This window comes from Hymenobacter bucti, from assembly GCF_042681145.1.
GTDB classification, from domain to species: Bacteria; Bacteroidota; Bacteroidia; order Cytophagales; family Hymenobacteraceae; genus Hymenobacter; species Hymenobacter bucti.
In genome coordinates this window covers 466,350-486,344 of sequence record NZ_JBHUFD010000003.1, presented here as the reverse complement: position 1 = coordinate 486,344, position 19,995 = coordinate 466,350, and the positions used below count along the sequence as shown (strand labels likewise).

Sequence of the window (19,995 nt, the reverse complement as noted above, 5' to 3'; positions counted from 1 at the left end):
GGTAGTGGGGCCAGGCCTGATTTAGCGCCACCAGTGGGAAACATCTTCACGGTCATCTCATCCGCGGCGGGAAGGTATAACCGGGTGGAAGCGGAATGTTTTGCCTGAGCGCCGAAAGCTCGGCCGCGCTACCGCGTAAGAGCGAGGCATACCAGACGCAAAGCGGCGCATTTTATTTTTCGGGCGGCGTAAGATTTTTGGTAATTTTTGTCAGCACGTCGAGGCAGGTGCGCAGCTGGTCGGGGGCCACGCCCTGCCCGGCCACCCCAAACATCTCCGCCACCAAAGGCTTCACTTGCTGCTCCAGGGCCTGGCCTTTGGGCGTGAGCACCACGCGGTTGGTGCGGCGGTCGTGCAGGTCGGCGCGGCGCTCTACCAGGTCGCGGCGCACTAGGTTGTCGAGCATCGCCGTCATGGTGGCTTTGTCGCGGTTAGCGGCGCGGGCTATTTCCTGCTGGCTCACCCCATCGTGGCCCCAGAGGTAGTGCAGCACCTGCATCATTTCGAGCGTCAGGTCTAGGTGGTAGTCGCGAAAGCGCCGCCGTAAGTACGCCCGAAAGGCGCTACCCGTGAGCGGCACCGCATCCATAAATGTCGCAAACAAGTCGCTAGGAGCCATTTTTTGAAAAATCAGACCGCAAAGTTAGTGTACTTATGGTTAGTTATCTAACCATCGGGTTACTCGCCCGGCGAGCATTATATCAACTTGCTACTACCCGTTAAAACCGGAAGCCGCCGGAGATGTACGGATACGCCCCTTCCTTCGAAAACCCGACCACCGCCTGCACGAGCAGCAGCTGCGCGGGCAGGAAGTAGATGCCGCCACCGTAGCCCACGTGCCAGGTCTTCGACACTTCGCCCGGCGACCACACCCGCCCTACGTCATTAAAGGCGACCAGCCCTAGGGTGCCGGGTAGCAGGTAGGAAGTGAAGTCGAGGAGCTTGAGGCGCACCTCTAGGTTATTGTAGGCCACGCTCTTACCCGTGAAGCGCCACAAGTAGAAGCCCCGCAGGTTCTGGTTGCCGCCCAGGTTAAACTGCTGGTAGTAAGCTGCCCGGCCGAGCGTGGTGCCGCCGCCCGTGCGGTTGGCAATAACGAGGCTGGAGTCGCGGGCAGGGCTGGCGTAGAATGTGAACTCGGTGAGGGCCTGCCCAAAGGTGCCCCGGCCGGCGTCGAGGCGGTGCAGGCCTAGCAGGCTGGTGGTCCAGAGCACGCCGCGGTGGGCCACCAGGGCTTTGTCGCGGGTGTCGAAAGTGATGCCCGCCGCCAGGCCCGCAAACGTCTGGTGGCTGAATACCTCCTCGTCGGGGCGCTGGGCGTTGTAGGTGTTCAACAGGCGGTCGCGGTTCTTCGACTGCGAGCTGTTGTAGTACTGGCCCACCACGCCGCCGCTCAGCTTCCAGAGCTGGTAGGTGTGGCTGATGCGCACGTCGGCGTGCAGCAGGTTGTAGCCGTTGCGGTAGTACCGAATGCGCTCCTCGCCCTCGTTGATAAACTCGGTTTCGTTGCCGACGCCGAAAAAGTGGCTGGTATAGTTGGGGCCTTTCGAGACCACATTCACCAGGAGGTCATGAGGGCCGAGCGCCCGCTTAAAATCGCCGGTGTAGCTGAGCAGCAGCGAGCTGTTGGCGAAGCCGTAGTTCACACCTAGGCTTTGGCGGGCGGCGTAAGGGTCTTTGCGAAAGCCCGATTTCTGAAAAATAAAATCGCCAATCAGCTGAAAGCCGTAGTCGCGGTTGTAGCCCGCCAGCAGCAGCGGCTGGAAGAACCCGTACCGGAAGCTGGTTTTATCGAACTGATTAACCGTCGTGTCGGTCGAGGTGAGCAGGCGAGCCTGGCTGGGCGCAGGCAGTTGGTTGGGCTCGTCGGCGCGGTCGTAGATGCGCAGCTTGCCCTTCTGCCGCACCTCGGGGGCCACGGCAAACGCGTCGTTCTGGTCGCCCCCAATCAGGCGTACCAAGATGGGCGAGCGGGCGCTGCCCGTCACCTCAAAGCGGTCCTCGCCCCCTAGGCCGTATAGCCGCACCTCGCGCGTGTCGGCCGGGTCGAAGGTGCGCTCGTAGATGGTTTGGCCGGTGCTGCCGTCCTTTTTGAGCTTCGCAATCGTGACCTGCACCAGCCCGCCGGGCTGGCGCTCCACCGCCAGCAGTTCGCGCTTGTCAGAGCCCGGCACGTCCACGGTGCGGGCCAGGAAGCGGTAGTATTTCAGAGCCTGCTTGGCCAGGATATTGCGGCGGGTGATGAGGTCCCGAATGATTTTGGGACCGTTGAGCTGGTACGTAGGCCGGGGCAGCCGGGCCACGGCGCTGGTAATGAGGCTATCGCTGAGCGTGCGCTGCACCAGCGCGATTTGGGCGCGCCAGTCCGCCTCGCTCAGCCCGTTCAGGAAGTAGCGGTCGAAGTAGCGGGCCTTAAAATTCCAGCGGTTGATGGACCGGATGTGGTCGCGGTAGCCCTGGGTACTGGCCTGCAGCAGGTGCAGCGAGAGCGCGGTGGGCAGCGCCCCCGAAGGCCGGTAGAATACGTGGTCGCGGTCGCGCGGCACGGGCTCGTAGAGCGTGCCCTTGTCGGTGGCCACGCGCTGCCAGCGCCACTGGTCCTCGTGGCGGTCGTAGTCGCCGAGCAGCATGTCGAGCAGGCGGGCGCGCAGCACGGTAGGCTGGTCCACGCGGTTGTCGTTGTCTTTTTGGAGGCGGGCCTGCGCTTTTTCGGTGTTGTCGGTTTTGTCGGCGTCGAGGGGCTCGCGCTCTTCCAGCAAGAACACCTGGTTGGCAAAGTCCTTGCGAAACTCACCTAGGGCCGGGTCGTCGGGCACGAACACCACCTCGGGGTTGGCGTGCGGAATGCCCAGCGCCGCGGCCAGCGGCGGCACCACCAGCGCCGCGTAGGGGTGCGAAGCCGACACCTGGTCCTGCAAGATGTCTTTGGCAATGGTGGGGCGCAGCGTGGGCGGCAGGCCCCGCTCGGGGTATTTCTGGATGGTGCGCAGCACCCACTGCTGGCCGCTGGCATCTTTCATGCGCAGCGACTTGGTCTGGAGGCCGCCGCCCCGCTCCAGGATGGTGAGGCCGCCCTTGGCCTGCGCCAGGTGAAAGACGGGCAGCCGCACCGGCGCGGCCCAGGCCGCCCGGTAGCTATCGCCGAGCAAGCGCCGGTGCGCGGCCGACACCTCGTTGTATGTAGGCTCGATGGCCACGGTGATGCTATCGGTGGCCGGGCGGCTGCCTTGGGCAAGCACTTGCCCCGCCAGGACCGTGAGCACGGTAGCTAAGCCAAACGTTTTTGCAGAAGAAGGGAAAAAGTACAACGCTAGAGCAAACAAACTTTGAAGGAAACTTGGAGGAAATACGAAGCTCAAACGGCTAAAGTAGGTGCTTGGATTTCTCGGCCGCAAAAATACGCACCCGGCCCCCAGCATCTACCCCTCGTGACCAATAGCACCTTAGGCCCTACTGCGGCCGAGCATCCACGCCTGCTAAGCCCGGCGAACGGCGCCCGCCGGGCTTGGCAGCTAGCTTTCGATGGCTTGCAAGCCGATAGTGAGGCGCCGAAAACCAGCTACTCTCCGCTCCCGTTTCGCGGGTTGCCTTGCCGTTACAAAGCACCAGCTTCCGGGTGCCCAGGCGGCCAGTTGAGAGGTGGCGAACCCAGCAACCTAGCATGAGGACCAAACAAAGAATTGCTTACAGAACATCCTGCAAGTAAGCTCATTGGCCTACTCGTGCCGGGGCCGGCCAGCTAGGCCGGCCCCGGCACGAGTAGGCCAATGAGCATGAGGGGCAGAAGCTACGCGCAGCGGCCGCGCGGACTAGCTAAAAAGCTCTACCTTGCACCCATCCTTTTCCACCCTCTACCGGTTCTACTATGTGCTTTCGTACCCTCTTCGCTACGGGCCTGCTGGCGGCCAGCTTGCCCCTGACCAGCGTTGCCCAAACCACTACTCCGGCGCCCCGCTTTTACGCGGGCCTGGGCGTGTCGCTACTCACTGATGCGCCGTTTGTGGGCAGCGGCTCCAGCACCATCCTAGGGCCGGCGCTGGCGGCCGGCGTGCAGCTGAGCCCGCGCTGGGCCGTACAGGCGGGGGCAGCCCTGGCCTGGCGCAACCAAAACTACTCGACCACTTACTCGCTCCCAAGCGGCCCCTCACCCATCCTGCAGACCTACGACGTGCGCATCGCTACTCTCACGGTGCCGGTGCTGGCGCGCTACACGTTTGCGCCCTCGGCCAAGCGCTTCCACGTCGATGCCCTAGGGGGGGCTCACGGTGCTGCGGGCGGCCTCTACCTACCTGTACACGGCCACCCCGCCCGCCGCCACGGGGCAGCCGCCCTTTCAAGAAACGCGCCGCGACAACACCATTACCGGCAATATTTCACTGGGCCCGGGTTTGCGCTGCGCCCTTGCTCCGCACCTGGACCTCACGGCCCACGCCCTGGTTAATGCCGTGATTGGCTACTCGCTGGCCCACTTCACCGACCGCGCTTTTCTCAACGTGCAGGTGGGTGCGCACTACACCTTTGGCTAGGGCCCGCGGCGGCCACCCGATAGTACTATAGGCGGCCCACTTGGCCGGGCCCGGGGGCAAACTCCTTGCCTGTCAAGGCACTTATTCCGGCTCGCGGTTAGCCAAATTGAACTCGCGGCCTACCTAGGGGCAATTACTTCCGAACTCCTTGCTACTGAGGCAGCAAAGGGTTCGGAAGTTTTTTTATACCCCAGCAGAAATAGCTATACTTATTCGGTGAGAAACTTGTATTTTCACGCCGAATTCAACCTTCCCACCCCTATGCCCCTATCGCTACAAATTACTAGTCAGCATCTTTTCGATGCTCGTGGCGCTGGGGCTGCCCGCTGGCCGCGCCAGCCGAGGCCGACACCGCGCGGCTGACGCCGCCCGGCCCTGGCGTCCCCGGCCGCGATGCGGCTAGCCTTCTCTGCTTTCTGGGCCTCCTAGGTGGTGCTTGCCAGCGCCGGCGCTAGTGTGCGGCCGGGGCGGCTGCCAAACGGGTGACCTACCGCTAGCGCCAAGCACCCGCCCCGGACGACACCCGCTACGCTGGCCGGCAAAAACCTCCGCGCCACGGCGGCTGGCGGCTCGACCAATACGCTATTAAACTTCTTGCGAGTTGCCCGAGCAGCTCTTTCTCTGCCCTCTCTTCTGCTTTTTATGCTTGCAATTTTACTGCGCCGCGTGGGTTTGGTGCCAGGGCTGGTGCTGTTTCTGCTGGGGCTGGGGGCGGCCCACCCGGCCCTGGCCACGCACTTGCTGGGCGGGGAAATGACTTACCGCTACCTCGATGCCAACGGCCCCGCCGCGGCCCCGCTGCGCTACGAGATAACCGTATCGGTGTATAATAACTGCGGCAACGCGGCTATCCGGCCGGCGGCTTCGGTAGGCATTTATAACCAGGGCACGGGTAGCCGCGTCATCCTGACCAGCGTCAACTACGCCGTTACCAACACCAACTCGGCCCAGGCGGGCATGATGAGCATTCCGCAAACGTCGCTCTCGGCGTGCGTGCAGCCGGCTATTCCGCCGGGCTGCACCATTTCGGGGGTGTCGCAGCCCTACCAGCTGCAAAAGTTTGTGGGCGTTGTGAACCTGCCCCAAACCACGACGGGCTACTATGCCTTGTTTACGGACGGCAACCGCAATATCGACATTACCAACCTCTTCAACGCGGGCGGGCAGGCCCTGACGCTGTACGCGGCCCTGGCGCCCCCGGCCCTGCCCAACCGCTCGCCGGTGTTTTCGGACCTGGCCGTGGCCATCATCTGCGCCAACGACACCACTTATCTGCTCAACAACGCCGTGGACGCCGACGGCGACCGGCTGGTGTATTCGTTTGGCCAGCCCTACGGCACTACGGCTGGCTTGGGCGTGCTGCCGCTGTCCACCTTTAGCCCGCCGCCGCCCATCCTAGGGTATACCGCGGGGTTTGGCTACTCGGCGACGACGCCCTTCGGCACCACGGCGGGCAATTTTGCGGAGCTCGACCCGGCGAGCGGCATCGCCAAGTATTCCTCCACAAAGGTGGGCGCCAAGTATGCCGTGGCCGTGGACGTGAGCGAGTACCGCACCGTGAATGGCCAGGAAGTGCTTATTGGCACCACCCGGCGCGACTTGCAGCTCGTGGTGGCCTCGTGCCCCACTACCAAGTCGCCGGTGCTGGCGCCCGTGGCCGTAATGCCGCGCAACTACACCATTGAGGCGGGCACCAGCCTGAGCGTGCCCGTGAGCGCCACCCAGGCCGATGGCCACCCGCTATCGCTGACCCTGAACAGCATTCTGCTCGACGGGGCGGGCGGCTACGACGCGGCCCTCGATGGCCAGGTGGGCACCGTGACGCCGGGCAACCCCACTGGTACGGCTACCATCGCGGGCACCAACGGCACGGTGACGGGCACGCTAACCCTGAACACCACCTGCAGCGACGCCCGCACCACGCCCTATGACGTGGCCCTGCTGGTAAAAGACACCGGCTGCGCGGGCAAAACCGTGGTTGACGTGCTGCACATTACCGTGACCAAGCCCAAAGGGCCGACTTCCATCAGCGGCGACGCTACGGTGTGCGGGCTAAACACGGTGCGCACCTACGTGGCCAGCGGCGGCAGCACCGGCAGCGCGGCCCCTAGGCTGAGCTGGCGCGTGGTGGGCGGCACCATCGTGGGTAGCAACACCGGCAATTCGGTGCAGGTGAACTGGCCCACGGTCGGCACCGGCACGGTAGCCGTGCGGGGCATCGCGCAGTCGGGCTGCCTCATCGACTCGGTGGTGCAGCGCGTGGTAGTGGCCCAGGCCGGCACCCTGGTGGCCAGCGGCGCGCTGAGTATTTGCCAGGGTGGGCGCACTACCCTCACCATCGCGGGTGGGGCGGCACCCTACACCATCACGGGCGGCGCCAGCCCCATCACCGGCAACGGGCCCTTCGAGCTTAGCCCCACCCAAACCACTACCTACACCATCACCGGGGCCGCGCTGGGCAGCACCTGCGGGGCCACCGGCCAGGTAACGATAACCGTGAACCCGCTGCCCGTGGCCGCGCCGGGCGCCGCCCTCACGCTGTGCGCGGGCAGCGCGGGGCAGCTCGGGGCTGCGCCGGTGGCCGGGCTCACCTATAGCTGGAGCCCGGCCACCGGCCTGAGCAATGCCACCAGCGCCAACCCCACCATCACGCTCACCAATACGACCACGGCGGACATCACCCAAACCTACACGCTGACCGTGACCAACGCCGCCACCGGCTGCGCCAGCACCGGCACGGTGGCCGCCACCGTGCGGCCGGCCGTAACGCCGGGCACCATCGGCGCCGACCAAACGGTGTGCCTAGGTGTTGCCCCCGCCCCGCTCACGAGCACGGCCGCGGCCAGCGGCGGCACCGGCACTATCAGCTACCAATGGCAGGTTTCGCCCGACAACGGGACCTGGACGGCGATACCCGGCGCCACCAGCCCTACCTACGCGCCCGGCCCCGTGACCACGCTGCTTTACTACCGGCGCGTGGCCACCGATGCGGGGTGCGGCACGCTAATCTCCAACGTCGTGACCGTGCGCTCGCAAACGCCGCTGGTATCGGGCGTGGCGCTGCCCGCGCCCGCCGCGCAGTGCGCCGGCACGGCCATGACCTTCACCCCGGTGCCCACCAACGCCGGCGCGGCCCCCACCTACCGCTGGTTTGTCAACAACACCCAGGTGGCTACCTCGGCCACCTTCACCAGCTCGACCCTGGCCAATGGCGACCAGGTGCGCGTGGAGCTGACGCCCGCCGCCGGGTTTTGCGCCACCAACTCGGCCGCCGCCACCGCCACGGTGAGCTTGATACCCGTGGCCCTGCCCACGGCCGCCGTAAGCGTGCAAACAGCGCTGCCGGCCTGCGCCGGCTCCCCGGTTACCTTCCGGGTCAGTGGCGTCGCCAACCTCGGCACGGGCACGCAGTACCAGTGGCAGGTCGATGGCGCGGCCGTGGGCGGGGCCCAAACCACTTCGGCCGGCACTACCTTCACCACCAGCACCCTGCGCGATGGCCAGGTAGTGACGCTGGCCGTGCTCACCACCACGCCCTGCGGGCCGGTTAGGGTCGTTTCCAATGCCATTGCGGTGGCCATCAGCCCCACGCCGAACGTGGAGGCCGGCCCCGATAAAACCATCATGGAAGGCGAGCAGGTAGTGCTCGAAGGCTCGGCCGATGGCCCCTACCCCGTAACCTGGGCGCCCGGCCTGGGCCTGACCTTTGCCAGCGCCACCAACCAACTGCGGCCCACGGCCGCGCCGGCCGTAACGACTACCTACACGCTGTCGGCCCAGCTGGGCAACTGCCCCGACCAAAGCTCGGTGACGGTGACCGTAACGCCACGCCTGCGCATCCCCAACGCCCTCAGCCCCAACGGCGACGGCAACGACGACACCTGGCAAATCGACAATATCGGGGCCTACCCCGGCAACCACGTGCTGGTTTTCAACCGCTGGGGCAGCAAGATTTTTGAAACCTCGGGCTACCGCCGCGGCAATGAGTGGAACGGTGCCATCAGCGGGCAGCCCGCCCCCGTGGGCACCTACTACTACGTCATCACGCTGGGCAACGGCAAGTCGTACAGCGGGCCGCTCACGGTGGTGTACTAGGCCTGCGCGGACAGTAAATAACCAGAAGGTTATTGCTCGCTCCTGCCTGGATGCTTATAGTGACGAAGCCCCATTTTACCCTTTAATGCTGGTCACCTTCCACAAGGGTCTTCTCTACTAACATGCTTTCACAAGCCCTCTATATCCGTCCCTTTATCGGCGCCCGGGACTTCGCCGTTTCGCGTAGCTTCTACGGTACCTTCGGCTTCACCGAAATAGTTATCTCACCAGGTATGTCCTATTTTGCGCTACAGAACGTGGGCTTTTACCTACAGGATGCCTACGTGCAAGATTGGGTTGATAACACGATGCTGTTTCTGGAAGTAGCGGATGTAGAGCAGTATTGGACTGAACTGGCGGCGCTGGACTTACCCGGTAAGTACCAGGGCGTACGCATTATGCCTATCCAACAGCAAGCCTGGGGCAAGGAGGGTTTCGTTCACGACCCCTCCGGCATCCTGTGGCACATCGGCGAGTTTACCAAAGCCTAGTGGATTCCTCAAGGCTGCGTAGACAGCTAGCGCATTCAAGTAGGTCGGGCTACGCTTCCTCAGCTTGCGCCGGATACAGCCCGGCGTTAACCAATAGGAGATTGCCGTTCCCGTCCACACCTTCAAGCTGATAAGCTAAACCAACTGTACGCCGTACGGCGAGAAGAGCGGTTTTCAGGCCCTAGGTGCGGCTCCTACACCTACCCCTAGGGCCCGCCGCCTGCCAGCGGCGGCGCGCAGCTGCGGTGCACGGTGGCGGCCACTCAGGCCTCGCCTAGGGTCAAGTTTCGCGCTGCACTGGGGCAGGCGCCCCGTGGCGGGCTTCTAAGGCCGGGCTTAGTAGCCGCATATTTTAGCAGCTGCGGCAGCCTGGGCTTCGCCTTCGATACCAGCCAGATTCTTCTTTGCCTAGCTCAAACCTCGTCATTTTGGGGCCTCAAACAGCCTGGGCACCAAGCAAAGCTTAATTTTGCGGAGTTCAGGCCCGCTTTGCCTCCGCTAACTACGGCGCTCGCACCGGCCGCCGCCCGTCGATTCTGGGGCGGCGCCGGCCCTACCTTCCTTCTGCTTCATTACCCGCCTAGTGGCTAATTCTTCTCGTTTTTCTGTGCCGCCGGTGCCGGCGGTGCTCTTAGCCATTATCAGCGTACAGGCCGGCGCGGCCATTGCCAAAGGCCTTTTTCCGGTGGTGGGCGCGGCGGGCACGGCCAGCCTGCGTATTGGCCTGGCGGCCGTGATACTCTTCGTAGCCGTGCGCCCCAAGCTTGGGCAGCTACAGGCGGCGCAGTGGCGAGCCGTAGTGCCCTACGGCGTGGCCCTGGGGGCCATGAACTGCTTGTTTTACTGCGCACTGGCCCGCATTCCGCTGGGGCTGGGCGTCACGCTGGAGTTTGTGGGGCCGCTGCTGGTGGCGCTAGCGGGCTCGCGCCGGGTGCTCGATGTGGCTTGGGCCGTGCTGGCGGGCGTGGGCATTGCGCTCATTGCGCCCTGGCACGGGCAGGGCATCGACCTGGTGGGCATGCTGTTTGCGCTGGCGGCGGGTGGGTGCTGGGCCGTGTACATCGTGCTGGGCGGGCGTGTGGCGCAGGTGCTACCCGGCAACACCGCCGTGGCCGTGGGCATGCTGTTTGCCACCGTGGCCGTGCTACCCTTTGGCGTGGCTGGGGGCCAGCTGCTTCACCTCACCCCAGGCCTGCTGGCCACGGGCGCGGCCCTGGCTTTGCTATCGAGCGCCCTCCCCTTCACCCTCGAAATGCAAGCCCTCAAAAGCCTGCCCACCCGCACCTTCAGTATCCTGATGAGCATCGAGCCCGCGGCGGCGGCCTTGTGCGGCTGGCTTTTTTTGCACGAGCGCCTCACGCCGAGTCAGTGGCTGGCCGTGGGCCTGGTAGTAATAGCCAGCGCCGGCTCAACGCTGACCGCCCGCCCAGCCGTAGCGGCCGTCGGCGGCGAGTGAGGGTAGTGTTCAGTTATTAGTGCTTAGTTGTTAGTTTGATTGAGCACTAACAATTAAGCACTAAATACTAGTAACTAATCGAGCGGCTAGGTCCTCAATATCGGCCCGGCGGGCCAGGGCGCTCAGCCATTCGGCCGGGATGGCGGCCTCGCCATACGCCAGCCCGGCCAGGCCGCCGGCTACCGCGCCGGTGGTATCGGTGTCATCGCCCAGGTTCACGGCCGCCAGCACCGTGGCCGGGTACGTGTCGTGCGTGAGCAGGCACCAAAGCGCCGCTTCCAAGGTGTGCACCACGTAGCCGGAAGACTTGATTTCGGCTGCGTGATACGTAGCTAAGGGTTGAATTACATAATCCCCATAAGAATTTTCCAGGATTCGATGGAACTGCCGCAATTCCAGTTCCGACCCGATACCTTCGGTTTCGAAGAATTCGTTTACCTCTAGTTGCATGGCATTATATGCCGCCTGCTTGTCGAGCCCAATCACCAAGTGCCGGGCTACCTCTAGGTATATAAAGCAAGCCATGATAGCACGAATGTGCGCATGAGTAATGCCCGATATTTCACGGGCTGCCTTAAATCGCGCAGCTATTGGCCAGTCCTTACTAGCGAATGCCAGCGGCAGAATCCGCATTAGCGAGCCGTTGCCATTGTCATATTCACCCCTACCACCCGCTTGCGATGGGGCAACCCCACGACGCAGGCGTTGCAATGCGTCGGCCGTAGCAATACCAATATCGAACACCTTCCCGTGCGCCGTCCAGTAAGCTTCATCCTGCCACCGCACAAAGCGCTGGGCTACATCTGCTACGTCGTAGCCCACCGTCACCAGCGTTTCGGCCAGGCAAAATGTGAGCGAAGAGTCATCCGACCACGTACCGGGCGGCTGGTGGTGAGTGCCGTAGCCGCGCATTCCCACCACCGGGTCGTGGCGGCGGGCCTCGCGGCCAATAAACTCGACGGGCACCCCTAGGGCATCGCCCACCGCCAGGCCGAGCAAGGCGGCGCGGGCCGCGGGTAGCAGAGAAGCTGACATAGAAAACTGTTGGCCACCGTGGCGCGTTTATAGTCCGGCAAAGGAAAGTATTAGCGCCCATAAGCTGGGGCTTTGCGGCCGGCTGGGGGCTAGCGTAGTCCTTAGCCAATGGGGTTCGAAATGAGGGCGCTATTCCCGCCGTTTGTCGGCACTATTCTGCCCTTGGGCGGCGTTTTCCTCGTACATGGTGCTAGGTTGGTTGCTGCCTCCTACATTTGGCTTATTCATCCTATTATTCTTTCTAGATGCTTTCCTCCCGTTTTAAAATAGGTATGTATGCGGGTATGGTCGGGGCCGTGTTTGGACTGGCCTCCTACCGCTTTTACCGCCACAACGACCCCACGGCGCTGCCCACCAAGGAGCAGGTGCTGGTGGGTACGCTGGTGCAGGGCCTCTCCTCGGCCCACTACCAGCCCGAGCGCATCGACGATGCGTTCAGCAAGCGGGTGTTTGACTTGTATCTCAAGCGCATCGACTATCGCAAGAAGCTCTTAACGCAGGCCGACGTGACGCAGTTGCGCCAGTTCGAAACCAAGATTGACGACGAAACCAAGGCTGGTAGCCACGGCTTTCTGGACCTGAGCACTAAGCTTATTGCCGACCGCACCAAGCAGATGCAGGACCTAACACACCAGATTCTGGCCCAGCCTTTTGCGTTCGACACCGACGAAACGTTTCAGACGGACTTCGAGAAGGCCACCTTCCCGCTCAACGCTACTGACCAGCGCGAGCAGTGGCGCAAGCTGCTGAAGTACGAAACCATGACCCGCGTGGCCGAGATGATGGACGAGCAGGATAAGCGCCACGACCGCGCCAAAACTGCCGGCCAGGCCAAGGAGCCCGCCACCGCCGAGCCCGACCGCACCCCCGCCCAAATGGAGGTGGAGGCCCGCAAGCGCGTACAGAAGTACTACGATGAGCAGTTTGCTGACATGCCCGACGCCAACGAGACGCTGGCCAACTACGCAAACACCATTGCTAACACGTACGACCCGCATACCGAATACTTCGCACCTAAAGACAAGGAAGAGTTTGATTATCAACTCACCGGCCGGCTCGAAGGCATTGGGGCTACGCTGCGCGAGAAAGATGGCCTGATTTGCATAGAGGAAATCGTGCCTGGCTCGGCTTCATTCCGCCAGGGTCAACTCAAGAAAGGTGACGCTATTCTGCGCGTAGCGCAGGGGGCCGCTGAGCCCGTGAGTATTGAAGGCTGGCATACGGCGAAGGCCTTACCACTCATCCGTGGTAAGAAGGGTACGGAGGTGCGCCTGACGGTGAAAAAGCCCGATGGCTCGACCAAGGTCATCCCCATCATCCGCGATGTGGTGGTTAACGAAGAAACCTACGCTCAGTCGGCCGTCATCAACGACCCGAGCGGTAAGAAAATCGGCTATCTGCGCCTACCTGGCTTCTACGCTGACTTCAACAACAACAACGGTGGCCGCTCCTCGGCCGACGACGTGAAGAAGGAACTGGCCAAGCTCAACGCCGAAGGCGTGCAGGGCGTGGTATTCGATTTGCGCGAAAACGGCGGCGGCTCGCTCAGCGATGCCGTTGAGATGGCGGGCTTATTTATGCCGAGCGGCCCGATGGTGCAGGTGCACTCCAGCCAGGGCATGACGCAAGTACTCAACGACAAAGACCCCCGCGTGCAGTACACCGGCCCGCTGGTAGTGCTGGTGAATAAGCACAGCGCCTCGGCCTCCGAGATTTTGGCGGCGGCCGTGCAGGACTACAAGCGCGGTATCATCATGGGCACCACCAGCACCTACGGCAAAGGCACCGTGCAGCGCGTGGTAGACCTCGACGAAACGCTGCCCGCCGAGTTGAACTCGCTCAAGCCTTTTGGCTCGCTCAAGTTCACGATGCAGAAGTTTTACCGCGTTACCGGCGCTTCAACCCAGTTTAAGGGCGTGGCTTCCGACATCGTGCTACCGGACATTTATTCCTACCTCGACCAGGGTGAAAAGGAGTCGGACTACCCGCTGAAGTGGGACGAGATTAAGCCCGCGCCCTTCCGCGCCTGGGACCAGCAGCCCAACTACACCAAGCTCGAAGCCAACAGCAAAGCCCGCGTGGCCGCCAGCCCCAGCTTCAAGCAAATGACGGAGCTGGTGCAGACCCTGCGCAAGCGTAAGGACGAGAACGTGGTATCGCTGAAACTCAACTCCTACCGCGCCGAGCAGCAGGCTCTCAAAGCCGTATCGGACAAGTACGAGTCCATTCAGAAGACGGCCACGGCCTTGGTCATCAAGCCCCTGGCTGCCGATACCAAGCCCTTGGCCGGCGATACGGTGAAAGTAAATCGCTCGATGCGCTTTACCCGCGGCCTGAACAAGGACATCACCCTAGGTGAAGCTGTGAACGTGCTGAAGGACCAAATGTAAATCGCAGATTTAACTGATTTAACGGATTGCACAGATACGCTTGCCTGCGGCAAGCTGACTAAGTGGATGAGGTTTGAAGTACTAAAAAAGGCTGCCTGCGGGCAGCCTTTTTTGTTGCTTATTTTTTTAGTAAATCGCCCTCATATTGCGCATAGTTGAAACCGGTATCTACGCTGGACAGCGTGCCTGGCACTCGTTTCAAAAACAACCCGCATTGCCTGTCTGAAGCATTTTAACGTCCGAATCCGTGCAATCCGTTAAATCCGTTTAATCTGCGATTATTTTTAGTAAACAGCAACTAATTTTCTTGGCTACGGGTTTATCTGGTATGACTACGAAAACCGAAGCCCGCATTATTCCGCTCATCCCCACCGAGCCTTATCAGGCTCCGATGACTGTCTCTGCTGCTGAAGCGCTGCTCACGCCCGAGGAGCAGGAACAGCAGCGCCTTGCCGACGAAAGCTGGCGCCGCTCCATTCCGGCGCAGGTGTTTCTCAACTACTTTTTCGCCATCAACTACCACTTGCAGGAAGCCGAGGGTCCGCTGGGTGGCCTAGGTCATCTGCCCTACTTCCGCCAGCACCAAGCCGAGTTGAACGAAGCTGATGTGACCGTGCTCACCAAGCTGCTGCACACCTGCTGGAGCACTGAGTACGCCCTGCGTGCCACCGCCGAGCTGGGCGATGACAACTTCCTGCGTAATGCCCTGCACTGGACGTTCCCGCAGGCCTACCACACCATTCTTTCGGGCCTGCAAGCCTTCTTGTATACTACCGGCGTGCGCTCCAGCAACGGCCAGGTTATTCGCCGCGAGGTGGGCCGCTTAGTAGTGAAGAATGCCTACCCGCGCCCGGTATCGTTTTACGCGGCCGGGGCCTACGGCGACTTCAACATCCACCGCCTGCCGCTGGCCGGTTACAAGGCCGGGCTGCACATCGCCTCGCAGGAGATTGACGCCCAAGCTCAGATTGGCCAGTTTTTGCGCACCACGCGCAAGCAAAAGGCCATCGCCGTGCGCCAGCAGGTGCAGGCCAACCCCAATACCGCTATCCGCAGCCAGAAAACCGGCCGCCCGCTCGATAAGTGGACCAGCGCCCACTGGCAGCAGGTAACCTGGCGCCTGGGTTACACCACCATCTTCGATTTGCTGGGTCGCCTGCGCATCTCGCAAACCAGCCGCGAGATTGAGCGCTACGTGGAGTCCGACATTGATTTCCGCCTGTTTCACAGCTCGTTGCTCAACATCGTGAGCTACCTCAACGGCGTGCACGAAACCTACGTGGCCAAGGCCCTAGGTCTCGAGCGCTATGAGCAACTGGTGCGCGAGCTACCCAGCCACTTGCAGGGCAGCTTTGTGCAGGAGCGCCTACGCACGCGGGTGCAACCCACCTTGCTTAACACCGAGCCCGCCCCTGAGCTCAAAATGGCCGCCTAAAACCGCAGATTTAGCGGATTGTGCAGATACGCCCGGCTGCGCCGGGCTGGCTAAGTGGGTTCGTGCAATTAAAAGGCTGCTCCTTTTCGGGGCGGCTTTTTTCGTGCCGTACTTTTACACTTCATTTTACTTACCTACCATACCACGTGGCTGCCTGTGGCACGCAGGCTGGTTTTTTGGATACGCCGGCTACAACTGCAAGTCAGCGCAGCTAAAATCCGACTCATCTGAAGAATCCGACAAATTCGTGGTCCAGACAACTTATGCATCACCTTAGTGAACAAGAGCAGCTGCGCCGCCAGAAACTGACGCAACTACAAGAGCTTGGCGTTGAGCCATATCCGTCGGAGTTATTCGATGTGAGTTTTCATGCCCAGGAAATTCTCGACAACTACCGCCCCGAGCTCAACAACTTTCAGGAAGTATCGTTGGCCGGACGCCTGATGTCGGTGCGCGTGATGGGCAAGGCCTCCTTTGCCGAGCTCATGGACTCGTCGGGCCGCATTCAGCTCTACGTTAACCGCGACGAGATTTGCCCTGGCGAAGACAAGACGCTGTACAACACCGTATTTAAGAAGCTGCTCGACCTAGGTGACTTCATCGGCGTGAAAGGCCACGTGTTCACCACGCAGGTGGGCGAAATCTCGGTGCACGTGACGGGGCTAACGTTGCTGGCAAAGGCTCTGCGGCCGCTACCGGTGGTTCGACGCGTAAAAGATGAAGTTACTGGCGAAGAGGTTACCTACGATGCATTTACCGACCCCGAGCAGCGCTACCGACAGCGCTACGTGGATATGGTGGTGAACCCGCACGTGCGCGAGACGTTCATCAAGCGCACGCAGCTGGTGCAGTCGATGCGCAACTACCTGAACGACAAAGGTTACCTGGAAGTGGAAACGCCCATCCTGCAGCCGCTGTACGGCGGCGCGGCGGCGCGGCCCTTCAAAACGCACCACAACACGCTGGACATGACGCTGTACCTGCGCATTGCCAACGAGCTGTACCTCAAGCGCCTCATTGTGGGCGGCTTCGATGGCGTGTACGAGTTCTCGAAAGACTTCCGCAACGAGGGCATGAGCCGGTTTCACAACCCCGAGTTCACCCAGATGGAGCTCTACGTGGCCTACAAAGACTACGCCTGGATGATGGACCTGGTGGAGGAAATGGTGGAGCGCGTGGCCCTGGAGCTGCACGGCAAAACCGAGGTGCAGGTGGGCGACAACCTAATCAACTTCCAGCGGCCCTGGCAGCGCTACACCATGTTTGAGGCCATCGAGAAGTACACCGGCGTGGCCATCGGCGAGATGGACGAGGCGGCATTGCGCGAAACGGCCACCAAGCTCAACGTGGGCCTCGACCCCAGCATGGGCAAAGCCAAAATCATCGATGAGATATTCGGCGAGCACGTCGAGCCCAAGCTCATCCAGCCCACTTTCATCACCGACTATCCCGTCGAGATGTCGCCACTGGCCAAAAAGCACCGCGACCACCCCGGCCTCGTCGAGCGCTTCGAAGCCATCTGCAACGGCAAGGAAATCTGCAACGCCTTCTCCGAGCTCAACGACCCCATCGACCAGCGCCAGCGTTTCGAAGACCAGCTGGAGCTCGGCAAGCGCGGCGACACCGAGGCTATGGTGCTGGACGATGACTTCCTGCGCGCCCTCGAATACGGTATGCCGCCCACGGCGGGCCTAGGTATCGGCATTGACCGCCTGAGCATGATTATGACCAACTCGCCTTCCATCCAGGAGGTACTGTTCTTCCCGCAAATGCGCCCCGAAGCGTTATAGTAGCGCGAGCTTTGTAGTTTGCGTTTGGCTGGCTGCTCGCTAGCGAACGCGGACTACGAAGTTCGCGCTACGGCCTTAAAAATCGAAAAGCCCGATACTATAGAAGTATCGGGCTTTTCTTTTAAACGACTAACCAAATCTAAACCAGAGCTAGTTGGTAGAAGCTTGCGATGGATTATCTGATTTTACGACTGGCATGTTAAACCACTTACCAGCAGAAGCTCCTATAATCGGCAATTTTACGACCAACGTCCTAAGGTCTGAAACTTAAGCCGTTTGTAAGATATTTAACGGTGCCCTACCAGCGAGGTTGCGAAAGCTACAAAAATAGTTGCATTATTTCTACGGCAACTCGCTAACTGCTTGTTACAGAAAGCCCCGGTGGCGGCCATCGCTGCCATCGCCGTCGTAATCGAGGGTGTTATCTCCGGCCGTGTAGTCGTCGCCCCCTACCGAGCGGCCATTGCCGGTGGCGCTGGTGGTGAGGTCGCCGGGCTCGGGGCGGCCAGCTTTGCTTTCATCGCCCATCGAGTTGAAGAGAGCATCGGCCGCGCTGCGGTCTTCGCTCACGGCGGCATCGGGGTTGGTGTGGCCGGGCGCTGGCTGCGGCAGCTTACCTAGGGCATCCTGAGCGAGCTTGCTGAGGCTACCACCCCATTTGCCCGCCGCCTCGCGCAGGCTCTTGCGCAATTCTTCGCCGGTTTCGGGGGCTAGCAGCAGGCCGGTAACAATGCCAGCCGTGGCGCCAGCCAGCAGTGAAACGATAACTTTTCCGTTGTCCTTAGGCATGAGTAAAACGAAGTAAAAGGGTGAGAAAGAGGAGAGAACCGAAGTAGCTGGCTAACGGCGAAGTGCCCCTGGAGGTTGAGGTAGGCCACAAAAAAGCCCCGTACCAGCTGGCACGGGGCTTCTCATCAAACTAATTAAGAAGCACTAGCTTAGCTAGCTGCGTTCTTAGCTGCGTCAGCGCCTTTATCGGCAATATCCTTGGCCTTATCGGCGCCTTCGCTAACCGCACTTTTGGCTTTGTCGGCACCTTCGCTAACAGCATCCTTAGCTTTGGCGGCCAGGTTATCGCTTTTGCCCGTGAGGTCGTTAATGATTTTGGTTACTTCAGCTTTGCCTTTGCCCAGCTTCTCCTGCAGCTTACCGAGCAGCTCGTCACCTTTGCCTTCGGCGTAGGTTAGGTCTTCGTCGGTCAGCTGCGCATACTGCTGCTTCAGCTTGCCTTTGATATCGTCCCAGTTACCGGCAATATTGAGGCTACCGCCCGCACCCAAAATGCCTAGGTCTTCTAATTTCTCCGATAGGCCTTTGAACTTCGTTTCGAGTTCAGCGCTGTATTCTTTGTATTGGTCGCCCAGCTTGGTACCGTAGTCTTTGGCAGTGCTTTTCCAGTTATCGAGGGTTACCGAGCCTTTATCGGGCGCCAGCAAGATGCCGGCCAGGATGCCAGCGCTAGCGCCAGCCAGGGCAGCGAGAACAATTTTACCTGCGTTATTATCTTCTTCGCGGTACGACATGGGAAGTAAAAAAAGGTGATGAGGTGTTTTAGTGGAGAAGGGCGAGGGGGCCCTTTCGCCCGTTGGTAGGCAGCTATACGGCACCTATTCGGAGGGGTTGGGCGGCGGGGTAAATTTTCGACCGAAATAGTCATTTCATTACTCCACCGTTACGTTACCTTCACCTATGGCTTATTTATTCCGCGCTAGCACGCTTGGTCTGCTGGCTACTACTTTCTTAGCGCTGGGCTGCCAGCGCCCGGCCACCCAGGCCGCAGCTCCCGCCACCGCTTGTATCGACCCGGCCCGCGTCAACCCAAACGGAATTTGCACGATGGAGTATACACCAGTGTGCGGCTGCAACGGCCAAACGTATGCCAACCCATGCGTGGCCCGCAACGCGGGCGTCCGCACGTTTACCCAAGGCCCCTGCCCTCCCCGCCCCTAGCCTCACCCCCATGGCCACCCCCAAAAACTACTTTCGCAATCCGCAGCCCTTCCGCGTGCCTACTACCGATGGCAAGCTCATTGAGGAGCACCTAGGCCTGGCCAGCACCGGTACGGCCGCCTACAGCCTGGCCCATATGGTGGCCCCGCCGCAGTGGAGCGAGCCGCACCAGCGCCCCGAATTTGACGAGATAACCATCGTGGTGCGCGGGCGCAAGCGCTTCGAAATCGACGGCGACGTGGTGGAGCTGCAGGCCGGCGAGTCGCTGCTGATTCGGGCGGGCGCGCGGGTGCGGTATTCCAACCCCTTCGACGCCGAATGTGAATACTGGTCGGTGTGCGTTCCGGCTTTCAGCCCGGCCACCGTGCACCGGGAAGAATAAGGACCTCCCACACTATTCTTGCTCTGATGACGACCACCCTGGCTACCTATCCCTTCCTCAACATCTTGCTGCACACCGGCCCCCGCAACGTGCTCGAAACCGAATGGTTAGGCTTTGCCGGGAGCACCGATTTTCGGACCGCGCTCGTGGAAGCACTGCGGCTGGCGCGGCAGCACCGCGTAACGGGCTGGGTCGCCGACGACCGCCACCTAGGGCCCGTGCGGCCCAAAGACCTGGAGTGGACCCACAGCGCCGTGTTGCAGCCCCTATCCGAGCTGGGGGTGCTGCGCTTTGCGCACCTGGAATCGGAAGAGGCGCTGAACCGCCTCATCATCAACGGTATGTACCAGACGGCCGTGCCGGGGCTGGCCTACGAGTTTCGGCATTTTACTCTGCTGGCCGAAGCCCGCGCCTGGGCCGCCGGCTAGGCATTGGGGGGCGCCGG

Annotated in this window: 16 protein-coding genes; 11 read left to right on the top strand and 5 right to left on the bottom strand. The window is 61.6% G+C overall.

The window, feature by feature from the left end; genetic code table 11:
- Nucleotides 1-172: 172 nt before the first annotated feature.
- Both ACFSDX_RS09715 and ACFSDX_RS09710 read right to left on the bottom strand, forming a co-directional pair.
- Nucleotides 173-619 (bottom strand): MarR family winged helix-turn-helix transcriptional regulator, encoded by a 447-nt coding sequence (locus tag ACFSDX_RS09715; protein WP_382313160.1) that lies wholly within the window; start codon nucleotides 617-619, stop codon nucleotides 173-175.
- A gap of 100 nt (nucleotides 620-719) precedes the next feature.
- On the bottom strand, nucleotides 720-3,263 hold the full coding sequence (locus tag ACFSDX_RS09710) for a BamA/TamA family outer membrane protein (RefSeq protein ID WP_382313159.1): 2,544 nt from the start codon (nucleotides 3,261-3,263) through the stop codon (nucleotides 720-722).
- Between the two features lie 602 nt (nucleotides 3,264-3,865).
- Between ACFSDX_RS09710 and ACFSDX_RS09705 the strand changes: the two genes are divergently transcribed.
- The 5 genes from ACFSDX_RS09705 to ACFSDX_RS09685 all read left to right on the top strand — a co-directional run bounded on the left by ACFSDX_RS09705 (nucleotide 3,866) and on the right by ACFSDX_RS09685 (nucleotide 10,568).
- Nucleotides 3,866-4,441 (top strand): hypothetical protein, encoded by a 576-nt coding sequence (locus ACFSDX_RS09705; protein ID WP_382313158.1) that lies wholly within the window; start codon nucleotides 3,866-3,868, stop codon nucleotides 4,439-4,441.
- Nucleotides 4,389-4,526, top strand: a complete 138-nt coding sequence (locus tag ACFSDX_RS09700; RefSeq protein WP_382313157.1) for a hypothetical protein — start codon at nucleotides 4,389-4,391, stop codon at nucleotides 4,524-4,526. Before ACFSDX_RS09705 ends, ACFSDX_RS09700 begins: the two co-directional genes overlap by 53 nt.
- Before the next feature lie 642 nt (nucleotides 4,527-5,168).
- The gene (locus tag ACFSDX_RS09695; RefSeq protein WP_382313156.1) at nucleotides 5,169-8,621 is read left to right on the top strand and encodes a gliding motility-associated C-terminal domain-containing protein; all 3,453 of its coding nucleotides are present in this window, start codon (nucleotides 5,169-5,171) and stop codon (nucleotides 8,619-8,621) included.
- Nucleotides 8,622-8,854: 233 nt separating this feature from the next.
- Nucleotides 8,855-9,112: a VOC family protein gene (locus tag ACFSDX_RS09690; RefSeq protein WP_382313155.1), complete on the top strand. Its 258-nt coding sequence runs from the start codon at nucleotides 8,855-8,857 to the stop codon at nucleotides 9,110-9,112.
- Nucleotides 9,113-9,695: 583 nt separating this feature from the next.
- The gene (locus ACFSDX_RS09685) at nucleotides 9,696-10,568 is read left to right on the top strand and encodes an EamA family transporter (RefSeq protein WP_382313154.1); all 873 of its coding nucleotides are present in this window, start codon (nucleotides 9,696-9,698) and stop codon (nucleotides 10,566-10,568) included.
- A gap of 60 nt (nucleotides 10,569-10,628) precedes the next feature.
- Here ACFSDX_RS09685 and ACFSDX_RS09680 read toward each other — a convergent pair whose 3' ends face one another.
- Nucleotides 10,629-11,603, bottom strand: a complete 975-nt coding sequence (locus ACFSDX_RS09680; RefSeq protein WP_382313153.1) for an ADP-ribosylglycohydrolase family protein — start codon at nucleotides 11,601-11,603, stop codon at nucleotides 10,629-10,631.
- 245 nt (nucleotides 11,604-11,848) lie between these two features.
- Between ACFSDX_RS09680 and ACFSDX_RS09675 the strand changes: the two genes are divergently transcribed.
- From ACFSDX_RS09675 to lysS, 3 genes are all read left to right on the top strand, one after another.
- The gene (locus ACFSDX_RS09675; RefSeq protein WP_382313151.1) at nucleotides 11,849-13,993 is read left to right on the top strand and encodes a carboxy terminal-processing peptidase; all 2,145 of its coding nucleotides are present in this window, start codon (nucleotides 11,849-11,851) and stop codon (nucleotides 13,991-13,993) included.
- Nucleotides 13,994-14,321: 328 nt separating this feature from the next.
- Nucleotides 14,322-15,428: a hypothetical protein gene (locus ACFSDX_RS09670; protein ID WP_382313150.1), complete on the top strand. Its 1,107-nt coding sequence runs from the start codon at nucleotides 14,322-14,324 to the stop codon at nucleotides 15,426-15,428.
- A gap of 263 nt (nucleotides 15,429-15,691) precedes the next feature.
- Nucleotides 15,692-17,218 (top strand): lysine--tRNA ligase, encoded by a 1,527-nt coding sequence (gene lysS / locus ACFSDX_RS09665; RefSeq protein ID WP_382313148.1) that lies wholly within the window; start codon nucleotides 15,692-15,694, stop codon nucleotides 17,216-17,218.
- Between the two features lie 366 nt (nucleotides 17,219-17,584).
- Here lysS and ACFSDX_RS09660 read toward each other — a convergent pair whose 3' ends face one another.
- Nucleotides 17,585-18,007, bottom strand: a complete 423-nt coding sequence (locus tag ACFSDX_RS09660) for a YtxH domain-containing protein (RefSeq protein ID WP_382313147.1) — start codon at nucleotides 18,005-18,007, stop codon at nucleotides 17,585-17,587.
- A 149-nt stretch (nucleotides 18,008-18,156) separates the two neighbouring features.
- Nucleotides 18,157-18,741: a CsbD family protein gene (locus ACFSDX_RS09655; protein ID WP_382313146.1), complete on the bottom strand. Its 585-nt coding sequence runs from the start codon at nucleotides 18,739-18,741 to the stop codon at nucleotides 18,157-18,159.
- 166 nt (nucleotides 18,742-18,907) lie between these two features.
- On the opposite strand from ACFSDX_RS09655, the gene ACFSDX_RS09650 reads away from it, so the two are divergent.
- From ACFSDX_RS09650 to ACFSDX_RS09640, 3 genes are read left to right on the top strand one after another with little or no spacing between them, the layout of a single operon-like run.
- Nucleotides 18,908-19,168 (top strand): Kazal-type serine protease inhibitor family protein, encoded by a 261-nt coding sequence (locus ACFSDX_RS09650; RefSeq protein ID WP_382313145.1) that lies wholly within the window; start codon nucleotides 18,908-18,910, stop codon nucleotides 19,166-19,168.
- Between the two features lie 10 nt (nucleotides 19,169-19,178).
- Nucleotides 19,179-19,550 carry a cupin domain-containing protein gene (locus tag ACFSDX_RS09645; protein ID WP_382313144.1) on the top strand — a complete coding sequence of 124 codons (372 nt, stop codon included), beginning with the start codon at nucleotides 19,179-19,181 and terminating at the stop codon, nucleotides 19,548-19,550.
- 26 nt (nucleotides 19,551-19,576) lie between these two features.
- Nucleotides 19,577-19,978, top strand: coding sequence for a hypothetical protein (locus ACFSDX_RS09640; RefSeq protein WP_382313143.1), 402 nt, complete (start codon nucleotides 19,577-19,579; stop codon nucleotides 19,976-19,978).
- Nucleotides 19,979-19,995 lie beyond the last annotated feature (17 nt).